Annotated in this window: 9 protein-coding genes; 7 read left to right on the forward strand and 2 right to left on the reverse strand. The window is 72.3% G+C overall.

Annotation, left to right across the window (positions count from 1 at the left end):
* Positions 1 to 33 precede the first annotated feature (33 nt).
* From iolB to ABZ562_RS06775, 7 genes are all read left to right on the forward strand, one after another.
* Positions 34 to 948, forward strand: a complete 915-nt coding sequence (gene iolB, locus ABZ562_RS06745; protein WP_361474930.1) for a 5-deoxy-glucuronate isomerase — start codon at positions 34 to 36, stop codon at positions 946 to 948.
* Positions 945 to 2,822 carry a 3D-(3,5/4)-trihydroxycyclohexane-1,2-dione acylhydrolase (decyclizing) gene (iolD, locus tag ABZ562_RS06750; RefSeq protein WP_361474932.1) on the forward strand — a complete coding sequence of 626 codons (1,878 nt, stop codon included), beginning with the start codon at positions 945 to 947 and terminating at the stop codon, positions 2,820 to 2,822. The genes iolB and iolD overlap by 4 nt, the downstream gene beginning before the upstream one ends.
* 27 nt (positions 2,823 to 2,849) lie before the next feature.
* Positions 2,850 to 4,346 (forward strand): CoA-acylating methylmalonate-semialdehyde dehydrogenase, encoded by a 1,497-nt coding sequence (locus ABZ562_RS06755; protein WP_361474934.1) that lies wholly within the window; start codon positions 2,850 to 2,852, stop codon positions 4,344 to 4,346.
* Positions 4,347 to 4,493: 147 nt separating this feature from the next.
* Complete coding sequence (locus ABZ562_RS06760; protein ID WP_361474936.1) at positions 4,494 to 4,958, forward strand: hypothetical protein; 465 nt, start codon at positions 4,494 to 4,496, stop codon at positions 4,956 to 4,958.
* 83 nt (positions 4,959 to 5,041) lie between these two features.
* Positions 5,042 to 7,162 (forward strand): FUSC family protein, encoded by a 2,121-nt coding sequence (locus tag ABZ562_RS06765; RefSeq protein WP_361474938.1) that lies wholly within the window; start codon positions 5,042 to 5,044, stop codon positions 7,160 to 7,162.
* Positions 7,163 to 7,296: 134 nt separating this feature from the next.
* Positions 7,297 to 8,058, forward strand: coding sequence for an alpha/beta fold hydrolase (locus tag ABZ562_RS06770; protein ID WP_361474986.1), 762 nt, complete (start codon positions 7,297 to 7,299; stop codon positions 8,056 to 8,058).
* Positions 8,059 to 8,179: 121 nt separating this feature from the next.
* Complete coding sequence (locus ABZ562_RS06775) at positions 8,180 to 11,002, forward strand: AAA family ATPase (RefSeq protein WP_361474940.1); 2,823 nt, start codon at positions 8,180 to 8,182, stop codon at positions 11,000 to 11,002.
* A 6-nt stretch (positions 11,003 to 11,008) separates the two neighbouring features.
* Here ABZ562_RS06775 and ABZ562_RS06780 read toward each other — a convergent pair whose 3' ends face one another.
* Entirely contained in the window at positions 11,009 to 11,650 is a 642-nt protein-coding gene (locus tag ABZ562_RS06780) for a response regulator transcription factor (RefSeq protein ID WP_361474942.1), read from the reverse strand.
* The gene (locus tag ABZ562_RS06785) at positions 11,643 to 12,887 is read right to left on the reverse strand and encodes a sensor histidine kinase (RefSeq protein WP_361474944.1); all 1,245 of its coding nucleotides are present in this window, start codon (positions 12,885 to 12,887) and stop codon (positions 11,643 to 11,645) included. Before ABZ562_RS06785 ends, ABZ562_RS06780 begins: the two co-directional genes overlap by 8 nt.
* Between the last annotated feature and the right edge of the window lie 106 nt (positions 12,888 to 12,993).

Raw genomic sequence — 12,993 nt, forward strand, 5'->3', positions numbered from 1 at the left:
ATCGGCCCCGGAACCGGAGGAAACACTGACGCCATGACCACCAACGAATCGTCCCTCGGCTTCCATGTGCAGGCCGGTAAGGGCGCCGACGGTCCGTACGTCCTGGACATCGATCCCGGGCGGGCCGGCTGGGGCTACTCCAGCCTGCGCGTGCTCGACCTGCCGCCCGGCGGCTCGCACCAGCTGGTCACCGGCGACAGCGAGTGGATCGTGCTGCCGCTCAGCGGCGGCTGCACGGTGATCACCGAGGGCGAGACCTTCGAACTGCACGGCCGGACAAGCGTGTTCAGCGGGGTGAGCGACTTCGCGTACGTCCCGCGCGACGCGCACGCCACGATCGCCAGCGGCGCCGGGGGCCGCTTCGCGCTCACCGGCGCCCGCTGCGAGCGCCGGCTGCCCGCCCGCTACGGGCCCGCCTCCGCCGTCCCCGTCGAGCTGCGCGGCACCGGCAACTGCTCGCGCCAGGTCAACAACTTCGGCGCCGCCGGGGTCTTCGAGTGCGACAAGCTCATCGCCGTCGAGGTGCTCACCCCCGGCGGCAACTGGTCCTCGTACCCGCCGCACAAGCACGACGAGTGCCGCCCCGGTGAGGAGAGCGAGCTGGAGGAGATCTACTACTTCGAGATCGCCGAGGCCCACGGCAACGAGGGCGTCGGCTACCAGCGGGTCTCGCCCTCCGGCCACGGCCGCGGCACCGATGTGCTGGCCGAGGTCCGCTCCGGCGACGCCGTGCTGATCCCGGACGGCTGGCACGGGCCGTCCATCGCCGCGCCCGGCCACGCCATGTACTACCTCAACGTCATGGCGGGCCCCGGCGAGGAGCGCGCCTGGCTGATCTGCGACCACCCCGACCACGGCTGGATCCGCTCCACCTGGCCCGACCAGCCCGTCGACCCCCGCCTTCCGCTGTACGAAGCCCCTGAAGCTCCCGCAGGAGACGCCCGATGACCACCCGCCGCCTCACCGTCGCCCAGGCCCTGGTGGAGTTCCTGGCGCACCAGTACACCGAGCGGGACGGTCAGCGGCACCGTCTGATCAACGCCACCTGGGGCATCTTCGGCCATGGCAATGTGGCCGGGCTCGGCCAGGCGCTGCTGGAGGCCGGGCAGGACACCATGCCCTACCTCCAGGGCCGCAACGAGCAGTCGATGGTGCACGCCGCGGTCGGCTTCGCCCGGCAGTCCAACCGGCTCGCCGCGCAGGCCGTCACGACCTCCATCGGCCCCGGCGCCACCAACCTGGTCACCGGTGCCGCGCTGGCCACCGTCAACCGGCTGCCGGTGCTGCTGCTGCCCGGTGACATCTTCACCACCCGGCCCGCCGACCCCGTGCTCCAGCAGCTGGAGGTGCCGTACGCGGGCGATGTGTCCGTCAACGACGCGCTGCGCCCGGTCTCCCGCTACTTCGACCGCGTCGTGCGCCCCGAGGCGCTGATCCCGGCCGCGCTCTCCGCGATGCGGGTGCTCAGCGACCCGGCCGAGACCGGCGCGGTCACCCTGGCCATGCCCCAGGACGTGCAGGCGGAGGCGTTCGACTGGCCGGAGGAGTTCTTCGCCGACCGGGTGTGGCGGGTGCGCCGCCCCGTACCCGAAGCGGCCGAGACCGAGGCCGCCGCACGGGCGATCCGCGCGGCCCGGCGGCCGCTGGTCGTCGCGGGCGGCGGCGTCCACCACAGCGAGGCCGAGGGCGCCCTGCGGGCGTTCGCCGACGCCACCGGCATCCCGGTGGCCTCCACCCAGGCGGGCAAGGGGTCGCTGCGCTACGACCACCCCGCCGACATCGGCGGCATCGGGCACACCGGCACCGCCGTCGCCGACGACCTGGCCCGCACCGCCGACCTGATCATCGGGGTCGGCACCCGCTACAGCGACTTCACCACCGCCTCCGCGACCCTCTTCGCCCATCCGGACGTCCGGTTCCTCAACCTCAACATCACCGGCTTCGACGCCCACAAGCTGAGCGCCACCACGCTGGTCGCCGACGCCCGCGCCGGTCTTGAGGCGCTGACCGCCGAGCTGGCCGGTCACCGGGTCGACGAGACGTACGAGGCCGAGTACCGGACCGGCAAGGCCCGGTGGGAGCGCCGGGTGGACGCCGCGTACGCCGCCGAGGACGCCTCGGTGCGCCCCTCCCAGACCCAGGTGCTGGGCGCGCTGGACGCGGTGGTCGGCGACGACGACGTGGTGATCAACGCGGCGGGCTCGCTCCCCGGCGACCTGCACAAGCTGTGGCGGGCCCGCTCGCCCCGCCAGTACCACCTGGAGTACGGCTACTCCTGCATGGGTTACGAGATCCCGGGCGCCATCGGCGTACGGCTCGCGGCCCCCGACCGCCCGGTGTGGGCGCTGGTCGGGGACGGTACGTACCTGATGATGCCGACCGAGATCGTCACCGCGGTCCAGGAGGGCATCAACATCAACGTCGTCCTCCTCCAGAACCACGGCTACGCCTCGATCGGCGGCCTGTCGGAGACGACCGGCGCCGAGCGGTTCGGCACCGCCTACCGCTTCCGCTCCGCCGACGGCACGTACACCGGCGATCCGCTCCCGGTGGACCTGGCCGCCAACGCCGCCTCGCTCGGCATGGACGTGCTGCGTGCCCGGAGCGTGGCCGAGCTGCGGGAGGCGCTTGCCGCGGCCCGCGCCTCGGACCGTCCCACATGTGTCTATGTGGAGACGGAAACGGGCGACACAGTGTCGGGCGCCCCCGACGCACAGGCGTGGTGGGATGTGCCCGTAGCCGAGACCGCGACCCGCCCGGCCGCCGTGAAGGCCCGCGAGGAGTACGACCGGCACGCCGCCGGCCGCCGCCGCCACCTCTGACGTTTTCGAGAGAAAGGCTCCGCACCCATGAAGACCGTCAACCACTGGATCGGCGGGAAGTCCGTCGAGGGCACGTCCGGCACCTATGGCCCGGTGTTCAACCCGGCCACCGGCGCCCAGGACACCCGGGTCGCCCTCGCCTCGGTCGAGGAGGTCGACGCGGCCGTCGCCGCCGCGAAGGAGGCGTTCCGGTCCTGGGGCACCATTTCGCTGTCCAGGCGCACCGCGATCCTCTACAAGTACCGCGAGCTGCTGGACGCCCACCGCGACGAGATCGCCGAGCTGATCACCGCGGAGCACGGCAAGGTGCACTCGGACGCGCTCGGCGAGGTGGCCCGCGGGCTGGAGATCGTCGAGCTGGCCTGCGGTATCGCGGAGAAGCTCAAGGGCGAGCTGTCCACCCAGGTCTCCACCGGTGTCGACGTCTCCTCGATCCGCCAGCCGCTGGGTGTCGTCGCGGGCATCACGCCGTTCAACTTCCCGGCCATGGTGCCGATGTGGATGTTCCCGGTGGCCATCGCCTGCGGCAACACCTTCGTCCTCAAGCCCAGCGAGAAGGACCCGTCGGCCTCCCACCGGCTGGTCGAGCTGGCGGCCGAGGCGGGGCTGCCGGACGGTGTGCTCAACGTCGTCAACGGCGACAAGGTGGCCGTGGACCGGCTGCTGGAGCACCCGGACGTCGCCGCGGTGAGCTTCGTCGGCTCCACCCCGATCGCCCGGTACATCCAGTCCAAGGCCGTCGAGCACGGCAAGCGGGTGCAGGCGCTCGGCGGCGCCAAGAACCACATGCTGGTGCTGCCCGACGCCGACCTGGACTTCGCCGCGGACAACGCGATCAACGCGGCCTACGGGTCGGCCGGTGAGCGCTGCATGGCGGTCTCCGTCGTCGTCGCCGTCGGCGACATCGGCGACGACCTGGTGAAGAAGATCGCCGACCGTGCCGCCAAGCTCCGCATCGGCCCCGGCAACGACCCGTCCTCCGAGATGGGCCCGCTGATCACCAAGGAGCACCGGGACAAGGTCGCCTCCTACGTCCACGGGGCCGCCGCCCAGGGCGCCGAGGTGGTCGTGGACGGCACCGGCTACACGGTCGATGGGCACGAAGACGGCTTCTTCATCGGCGTCTCGCTGCTGGACAAGGTCCCCACCACCGCCGACGCCTACCGCGACGAGATCTTCGGCCCGGTGCTGTGCGTGGTACGCGCCGAGACCTACGACGAGGCCATCGAGCTGATCAACTCCTCGAAGTGGGGCAACGGCACCGCGATCTTCACCCGCGACGGCGGCGCCGCCCGCCGCTTCCAGCTGGAGGTGGAGGCGGGCATGGTCGGCGTCAACGTGCCGATCCCGGTGCCGGTGGGCTACCACTCCTTCGGCGGCTGGAAGGACTCGCTCTTCGGCGACCAGCACATCTACGGCAACGACGGCGTGCAGTTCTACACGCGCGGCAAGGTCGTCACCACCCGCTGGCCGGAGCCGTCGGAAGAGGTCGGCATCAACCTGGGGTTCCCCAAGAACCACTGACCCGGGCAGCGCGCACCGGGAACCCTCGCCGGTCATCGGCCGGCGAGGGTTCCCACGCATCACCGTGCAACCATCCACCCCTCCTGTAGGTCTTCTTGAGTGTTCGCCCGAACCATGGGCACACGACCACATTCAGGGGGATCTCCTATGCTTCGTACCCTTCGTCGCTCCGCCGCGGTCGCCGGAAGCTGCGCGGCCGCGCTCGGCCTCGGGATCGTGCTGGCCGCGGGCTCGCCCGCGGTCGCCGCGTCCCACGGCGTGAAGACCGATCCGAACGGCCGCTTCACCGCCGAGGAGATCCACCACTTCCTGGAGGGCTTCTACGGCAACCACGGGCCCCGCCCCTGGGAGCGCGAGCACCTGGTCTCCGACTACCTCAAGGAGCGGATCGCCCAGACGCCCGACTACGACCTGCTGCTGTGCGCCCAGAACGAGCCGCGGGACATCGAGGTCGGCGAGGTGACCACGGCCCAGTCCGCGCGGGTCGGCTGGGCGACGATCACCACGTACTGGGGCCAGGGCTCGCCCAGCTCCTTCACCGCGTACGTCGACCTCGACGCGTCCCGGCCCATCCAGCTGCTGAATGTGGACTGCGCGACACCCGAAGGCTGACGAGGGCCGAAAGGGCGGTACGCGAGGAATCGGCCAAAGACGGCTGGTTCCTCGCTTGCAGATCAAGGTCGTAGTCTCGCCGTATGAGCTGGTCACACGCGCTGAAGCAGACGGCCCGGACGGGTTTGACGATCGAGCGCATCCGGCTGGAGCCGCTGGTCGCCGCCCGCGGGGCCTGCGGGGTGGCCATCGTCATCGGACTGACCCTCTGGTTCGGCTCGCCCACCCTCGCGGTGTCGTCGGCGTTCGGCGCGTTCTCCGCCGGGATCGCCACCTTCCAGAAGAGCTGGCGGCCGCGCCCGGAGCTGGCGCTGGCCGCGGCGTCCCTGCTCGCGGTCTCCACCTTTCTCGGCTATCTGGCCGCCGCCCACACCGTCACCTTCGTCGTGATGCTCGCCGTGTGGACGCTGCTGACCGGCATGTCGTGGGCGGTCGGCCCGGTCTCCGGGCTGGTGTCGACCCAGATGGTCGCCGTGATGCTGGTCACCGTCACCCTCCCCACCTCGGTGCTCGGCGCCCTGGAGCACGCCGCGCTGATCGGCCTCGGCGGGGTCGTCCAGGCCGTGCTGATCGTGCTCCTCCCGGTGCGGCCCTGGGGTGTGCAGCGCGACGCCCTCGCGGACGCGCTCGCCGCCGTCGCCGACTACGCCCGGCGGCTGCGCCACGACCCGCAGGCACCGTTCGACCCGCAGCCGCTGATGGACGCCCGCAGCGCCGCCGCCGTCACGGCGCGCGCGGCGAAGCGGCGCCCGCGCCAGCTGCGCGGCTACCGGCTGCTGGCCGAGCGGATCCGGCCGGTGCTCGCCTCGATGGCCGACCCGGTGGTCGGCGCCCCGATGCTGGGGCCCGAGCGCGACCGGGTGCGTGAGCTGCTGGCCGCCACCGCCACCGTGCTGGACGCGGTGGCCCACGCCATCCGCCGCAGCAAGCCGGTCCGGCTGCCGCCCGAAGCGATGGCCGTGCTGGAGGTGCCCGAGAGCGGCCCGATGCTCAACGGGGCGGCCCGCCGCGCCGCGCTGCGGCTGATGGCCCTGGTGAACGACGTCGTGGAGTCCTCGGACGAGCGGGTGGAGGCGGTGACCGCCGAGGGCACCAAGGACCGCCGTCATCTGCCCCGCCCCACCGTCCCCGGACTGATACCGGTGGCGCTGCGCGCCCTGCGCCGCGAGGCCCGCTGGGACTCGCGGATCCTGCGGCACGCGGTGCGCCTGAGCGTGGTGGCGGTCGGCGGCTATCTGCTGGGCGCCGTGCTGCCGTTCGGGCACGGCTACTGGGCGCCGCTGACCTCGGTGATGGTGCTGCGCCCGGACTTCGGCCAGACCTTCTCGCGCGGCGTCGCCCGCTTCTGCGGCACCCTGGCCGGGGTGCTGATCGGCGGGGTGGTGGTGTCGCTGGCCCACCCCGGTCCGTACGTCAGCGCGGCGCTGGCCGTGGTGTGCGCCGCCTTCATGTATCTGCTGCTGCGCACCGGCTTCATCGTGGCCTCCGCGTGTGTGAGCGCCTACGTCGTCTTCCTGCTCGGCATCGCGGGCGCGGCCGTCGGCCAGACCGTCCAGGCGCGGGTGGCGCTGACGCTGCTGGGCGGGCTCGTGGCGATGGCCGCGTACGTGCTCTTCCCCGCCTGGGAGACCCCGCTGCTGCGCGATCGGCTGGCCGACTGGCTGGCCAGGAACGGCCAGTACGCCATCGCCGTCTTCGACGCCCACGCCCGCCCCGCCGAGCGCCGCCCCCGCCAGGTGCGGGAGGCGCTGCTGGACGCGCGGGCGGCGCGGACCGACTACGAGCAGCTGGAGGCCCGGGCCCGCCGGGAACCGGTGCGCCACCGCGGTCTCGGCCGCCGGGCGGCACAGGCGGCGCAGACCGCGCTGTCCACCACGGGCCGGGTCACGATGCTGCTGGAGGCGCATCTGCCGGACCGTGACGCGGCCCCGTCGAAGGAGGCCGAGGAGTTCGCGGCGGCGCTGCGGACGGCGGTCCCGAAGGCCGTGGACGCGATACGGGAGCGGCGGCCGCTGGACTGGACCGCCGTACAGGAGTCGCTGGAGCACTGGCAGGAGCGCGCCGGGGAGCGGCAGGGGGTGGCGGTGCGCAGCGCCGACCTGTTGGTGGAGGCGCTGGACGACCTGGCGCAGGCGCTCGCTGGGGGCGCGCGGCAGCAGCCCGCGCTCCAGGACCCCACCCGTGGGGGTGACCCCTCACATTAGGGGTGCCCCCTACATCAATTGTCGTGTTAGAACATTTAGGGGCAGCCTGTTCCGACTCGTCTTCCGAAGCGTGCGGGTGTGTTGAGCGGCTGTTCGCGACGGCGAAGCTGATGAGGGAAAGACTTTTCACGTACATGGGTGCTCAGCGAGAAGACAGCGTCTGGATACGACGATTTCATCCGGCACCCGACAGCCGTGTGCGGCTGGTCTGTCTGCCGCACGCCGGGGGTTCGGCATCGTTCTTCTTCCCGGTGTCCCAGGCGCTTTCGCCGGACATCGACGTCCTCTCGCTGCAGTATCCGGGGCGTCAGGACCGGCGTCTTGACCCGCGGATCGAAAACATCGGCGAGTACGCGGACGCCATCGCCGCGGAGTTGAAGCCCTGGCTCGATCTGCCGATCGCCTTCTTCGGCCACAGCATGGGCGCCGTACTCGCGTTCGAGGTGACGCGCCGACTGGAGGCGGCGGACCCGGAGTTCTCCCCGGTCGCCCTCTTCGCGTCGGGCCGCCGGGCGCCGTCCCGTTACCGGGACGAGAATGTGCACCGCCGTGACGACGACGGCATCGTGCGCGAAATGAAGGTGCTCAGCGGCACCGACGCCCGGGTCCTCGGGGACGAGGAAATCCTGCGCATGGTGATGCCCGCGATCCGCGGCGACTACAAGGCGATCGAGACCTACCGCTCCGAGCCGGGCGCCGCCGTCCGCGCGCCGATCACCGTGCTGACCGGCGACAGCGACCCCAGGACCAGCCTGGAGGAGGCGGAGGCGTGGCGGGCGCACACCACCGGCGCGTTCGACATCCGGGTGTTCCCCGGCGGTCATTTCTTCTTGGCCAACCATCAAGCGGAGATTACGAGTCTGCTGTCCGAGGCGCTTTCGGCACCGAGGCCCTGACCCGGTCCTCGCCCGGGGGGCGGTTCGTCAGCACGATCGCAACGCAAAACGAAATGCCACACGTCGCCTTTCTGCCCTCGGCACCACCGGCCGAGGGCATGAGGTGATGCGTCATCGGGGGATGAATTCTGTGCCCGCAAACCTTTTCGAATGGGAGAGCCGTCTCTCCGTCCTGCGCGAAATGCTGCACGGCGCGACGCAGGGCAGGGGCCGGCTGGCGCTCATCAGCGGCGCGGTGGCCAGCGGTAAGACCCGGCTGCTGGACAGCTTTGCCGAACACGCGATCGACAGCGGCGCGTTGCTCCTCGAAGTGACCGGTTCGCGGGCCGAACGCGACCTGCCCTTCGGCATTCTCCGGAAGATCTTCGATAACGCCGCCATGCCCCCGGAAGTCCGAGCCGAGGCGGTCGCCCTGCTTTCCGGTATCGGTCCGGAGAGCACCGCCGCGGCGCGCATGCATGTGATGTCCCAGATTTCCTCGGTGCTGCTGCGGCTGGTCGACGAACGCACCCTCGTGATCGCCGTCGACGATGTGCACTGCGGCGACGACCATTCCCTGCAATTCCTGCTCCACCTCGCCCGCCGGGTCCGCCAGGCGAGGGTGCTCATCGTCCTCACCGAATCCCCCCGGCTGCGCCAGCGGCAGCTCACCTTCCACGCCGAACTGCTCCGCCAGCCCAACTGCGTGCGCATGCGGCTGCACATGCTCACCGAGGCGGGCGTCGCCGAGGCGCTGTCGAACACCCTGTCCGCCACCGTCGCCTCCCGGCTCGCCCCCGAATGCCACCGCCTCTCCGGCGGCAACCCGCTGCTGCTGCGCGCCCTGCTGGACGACTGGCGGGCCGGCGGCGACCACGGCGAGGCGCTGCAACGCCCCACGCCCGGCGAGGCGTTCGCCCAGGCCGTCATCGGCTGTCTGTACCGCGGCGAGCCCGATGTGGCGACGATCGCCCACGGTGTCGCCGTCCTCGGCGACGCCCGGTCCCCCCGGCTGCTGAGCGGCCTGCTCGACCTGAGCGTCGGCACCGTCGAACAGGGCGTCCAGGACCTCCACGAATGCGCCGTCCTGGAGCACGGCCGGTTCCGCGACGAGGTGGCCCGTACCGCCGTGCTCGACGCGGCGCCCGCCGCCGTACGCCACGACCTGCACACCCGGGCCGCCCGGCTGCTGCACGCCGACGGCGCCTCCGCGCTCGACGTCGCCCGCCACCTGGTCCGCGCCCGCCAGGACGGCGAGCCCTGGACCGTTCCGGTGCTGCGCGAGGCCGCCGAATACGCGCTGGTGCAGAAGGAACTCGACGTCGCGCTCCGCTGCCTCGAACACGCCCACCGCGCGTGTGAGCCCGGACCCACGCGCACCGCCCTCAAGGCGCGGCTCGTCAGCGTCGCCTGGCGGGTCGGCCCGGCCGTCGCGGAAGGGTATCTGCCCTCGCTCACCGAGGAGGCCGAGAAGGGCTGGCTCGCCCCGCGCGACATCGCCCCCATCACCTCCTACCTCGCCTGGTCGGGGCGGCTGGACGCGGCCGCCGACGCCGTCACCGCGCTGAGCCGCACGGCGGGCCCCGGCGCCGGCGACGGCGGCGACCCCGCGATGTGCGCCGCCCTCTCGGCCTCCGTCCAGTGGCTGACGATGCTCAGCCCGCCGCTGCGCGACCGCCTCCCCACCCTCGGCGCGGGCGCCGCGAAGACCGCCGGCTCGCCCCACGACGTGGCCGACCTCGCCCACGCGCACGCCGCCGCCACCCTGACCGCCGCCTTCACCGAGGGCCGGGCCGACCAGGCGATCATCGAGGCCGAGCGCGTCCTGCAGCGCTACCACCTGGGCGACAACACCCTCCAGCCGCTGGTCATCGCCCTGTACGCGCTCGTCGTCGTGGACCGCCTGGACCTCGCCCTGTCCTGGTGCGAGCGCCTGCTCGGCGAGTGCTCCTCCCGCAGCGTCCCCGCCTGGCAGGCGGTGCTGTCCGCCGTACGGGCCGACATCGCGCTGCGCCAGGGCGATCTGCAGGTGGCCGCGCACCAGGCGCGCAGCGCCCTGGCGCGGATTCCCGCACCCGGCTGGGGCGTGGGCCTCGGCCTGCTGCTGTCGTCCCTGATCCAGGCCGAGACCGGGATGGGCCACCACGACGAGGCCCTGGCGCTGCTCGAACAGCCGTTGCCCGACGGGCTGTTCCGTACCGTGCCCGGCCTGTACTACCTGCGCGCCCGCGGCCGCTGCCACCTGGCCACCGGCCGCTACCACGCCGCCCTCGGCGACTTCACCGCCTGCGGGGAACTCGCCGAGTCCTGGCGCATGGACACGCCCCTGCTGGCGCCGTGGCGGCTGGACGCCGCCGAGGCGTGGCTCGCCCTCGGCGACCCCGCCCAGGCCCGCTCCCTCGCCGAGGAGCAGCTGCGCCGGGGCGCCGGTGACGCCCGGCAGCGCGGCGCCCTGCTGGTCGTCCTGGCCCGCACCGACCAGCTCAGGCGGCGGCTGCCCCGGCTCAAGGAGGCCGTCGAGGTCCTGGAGGGCGGCGACGACCGCATCCAGCTGGCCATCGCCCTCGGTGAACTCGGCCGCGCCTACCGCGCGCTGGGCGACTTCAACCGGGGCCGGGTCTTCGTCCGCAAGGCCTGGCACGTGGCCAAGACCTGCGGCGCCGAGCCGCTGTGCCGGGAGCTGATGCCCCGGCAGGCGGAGACCGGCGAACTCGGCCCCGCCTCCGCCCAGCCGGGCGGCGACGCCCAGGCGCAGCGCGATGTGGAGGCGCTGACGGAGGCCGAGGTGCGGGTCGCGCTGCTGGCCGCGCACGGCAACACCAACCGGGAGATCGCCTCCAAGCTGTTCGTCACGGTCAGCACGGTGGAGCAGCACCTCACCCGCATCTACCGTAAGCTGAACGTCAAGCGCCGCCGCGACCTGCCCGCCAAGCTCTCCGACAGCAACCTGACGGGCCCCGTATAGGCACGGTCAGGACAGCAGCCCGCGCTCCAACGCCGTCATCACCGCGGCCGTGCGGTCGGAGACGCCGAGCTTCCGATACGAACGCAGCAGATGCGTCTTGACCGTGGCCTCCGCCACGAACAGCTTCGCGCCGATCTCGGCGTTGGTCAGCCCCTGGCCGACCAGCCGCAGCACCTCGCGCTCACGGCCGGACAGCGGGGACGGCTCGGCCACCCGGGTGCGCAGCAGCTTGCCCGCCAGCGACGGGGTGAGCACCGTCTCGCCGCGCGCCGCGGTCTGGACGGCGCCGATCAGCTCCTGGCGTGAACTGCCCTTCAGCAGATAGCCCGCCGCGCCTGCCTCCACCGCGCGCAGGATGTCGGAGTCGTCCTCGTAGGTGGTCACGATGACGACCTTGCAGCCGGGCTCCTTCCGCAGGATCTGCGTGGTGGCCTCGACGCCGTCCATGCCGCCCATGCGCAGATCCAGCAGGATGATGTCCGGCCGCAGCGCCGTCGCCTGGACCACCGCCTCCTCACCGGAACCGGCCTGCCCGACGACGGTGATGCCGTCGGCGGACTCCAGCATGGCGCTCAACCCCTCCCGCACCACCGGGTGGTCGTCGGCCAGCAGGACCCTGATCGGCCCGTTCGGCGCTTCCTCAGCCATGCGCCGCCTCCCCGGCCAGCGCCGTCGCCGGCACGTTCACCTCGACGGTGGTGCCCCGCCCGGGGCTGCTGGTGATGGACGCCATTCCGTCGATCTCCTCCATCCGGGCCTGCATGCCGCGCAGCCCGTACCCTTCCTGCGTACCGTCCGGGGTGAAGCCCTCGCCGTCGTCGCGGATCAGCAGCCGCACGCCGGACTCGTCGAAGGCCACGATCACGTCCACCGTACGGGCCTGCTTGGCGTGCTTGCGGACGTTCGCGATGGCCTCCTGCACCGAGCGCAGCAGCACGACGCTCACCGCCATCGGCATGGGCTGCTCCTCGCCCATGACCGAGCACCGCACCTCCAGGCCCGTCTCGGCGATCAGCCCGTCCGCCTGCCGCCGCACCGCCTGCACCAGCGAGCCGCCGCGCAGCGCGGGCGGAGTGAGGGCCGCCACGAAGTCACGGGCCTCGGCAAGGGACTCCTTGGCCACCCGCCCGGCCAGCGACAGATGGTTCACCGCCTGGTCCGGTGTGCCGTACACCTCCGACTCCGCCGCCTGGACCAGGCTGATGATGCTGGTCAGGCCCTGGGCGAGGGTGTCGTGGATCTCCCGGGCCAGCCGCTCGCGCTCGGCGGAGATCCCGGCCTCGTGGGACAGCCGGGCCACCCGCTCCCGGCTGCGCCGCAGCTCCTCGATGAGCAGCCCGCGCTCCTTGCTCTGCCGCACCACCCGCTTGATCCACAGGCCCAGCAGCACCGAGAGCGCGATGCTCAGCAGCGAGACGGGCAGGACGCCCCACACGCTCAGGCCCAGCGCCTCACCGCTGACCCACACCACCAGGACGGGGCACAGATTGGCCGTCGTGGCCATCGCGACCGCCCAGCCCATCGGCAGGCTCATGATCAGCATCGGGATGACCGCGAACAGGGCGAAGGCACCCACCAGGTTGAACGCGGTGGTGAGGGAGAACAGCGCCACCAGCCCGATCGCGAAGACCAGGTTCCGCGGCCCGTAGGTGTCCTGGACCATCAGGGCGCGGCCGAGCGCCGCGTACCAGGGAACCGTCAGCGTCAACGAGCCGATCGCCACGGCGGCGAGCGGCTGGGAGCCGCCGGAGAGCAGCAGCAGGGTCGCGGTGACGAGGTAGGAAACGGCGAAGAAGCCGTCCCACAGGCCGAACCAGCGGGTTCCGGACTCGGGACCGTAATACGCGCCGGTCGCCGAATCCTCCCCCGGAAAGTGAGTGCGCACGGCCTCAGTACTACCACGCGTGTCCACCGTGTCCACCGGACGGTTGACAGCGGGAACCCACCGTTCGGTCGTCCCGTGGCGCGCGCCGGGCTTCTAGCGTTGATGT

The sequence above is a fragment of the Streptomyces sp. NPDC019937 genome (assembly GCF_040631655.1).
Lineage (GTDB): Bacteria > Actinomycetota > Actinomycetes > Streptomycetales > Streptomycetaceae > Streptomyces.

Coding starts and splice junctions, on each gene's coding strand:
- ABZ562_RS06775 (WP_361474940.1), top strand. CDS start 8,180: ATGAATTCTGTGCCCGCAAACCTTTTCGAATGGGAGAGCCGTCTCTCC.
- ABZ562_RS06765 (WP_361474938.1), top strand. CDS start 5,042: ATGAGCTGGTCACACGCGCTGAAGCAGACGGCCCGGACGGGTTTGACG.
- iolB (WP_361474930.1), top strand. CDS start 34: ATGACCACCAACGAATCGTCCCTCGGCTTCCATGTGCAGGCCGGTAAG.
- ABZ562_RS06755 (WP_361474934.1), top strand. CDS start 2,850: ATGAAGACCGTCAACCACTGGATCGGCGGGAAGTCCGTCGAGGGCACG.
- ABZ562_RS06770 (WP_361474986.1), top strand. CDS start 7,297: ATGGGTGCTCAGCGAGAAGACAGCGTCTGGATACGACGATTTCATCCG.
- ABZ562_RS06760 (WP_361474936.1), top strand. CDS start 4,494: ATGCTTCGTACCCTTCGTCGCTCCGCCGCGGTCGCCGGAAGCTGCGCG.
- ABZ562_RS06780 (WP_361474942.1), bottom strand. CDS start 11,650: ATGGCTGAGGAAGCGCCGAACGGGCCGATCAGGGTCCTGCTGGCCGAC.
- iolD (WP_361474932.1), top strand. CDS start 945: ATGACCACCCGCCGCCTCACCGTCGCCCAGGCCCTGGTGGAGTTCCTG.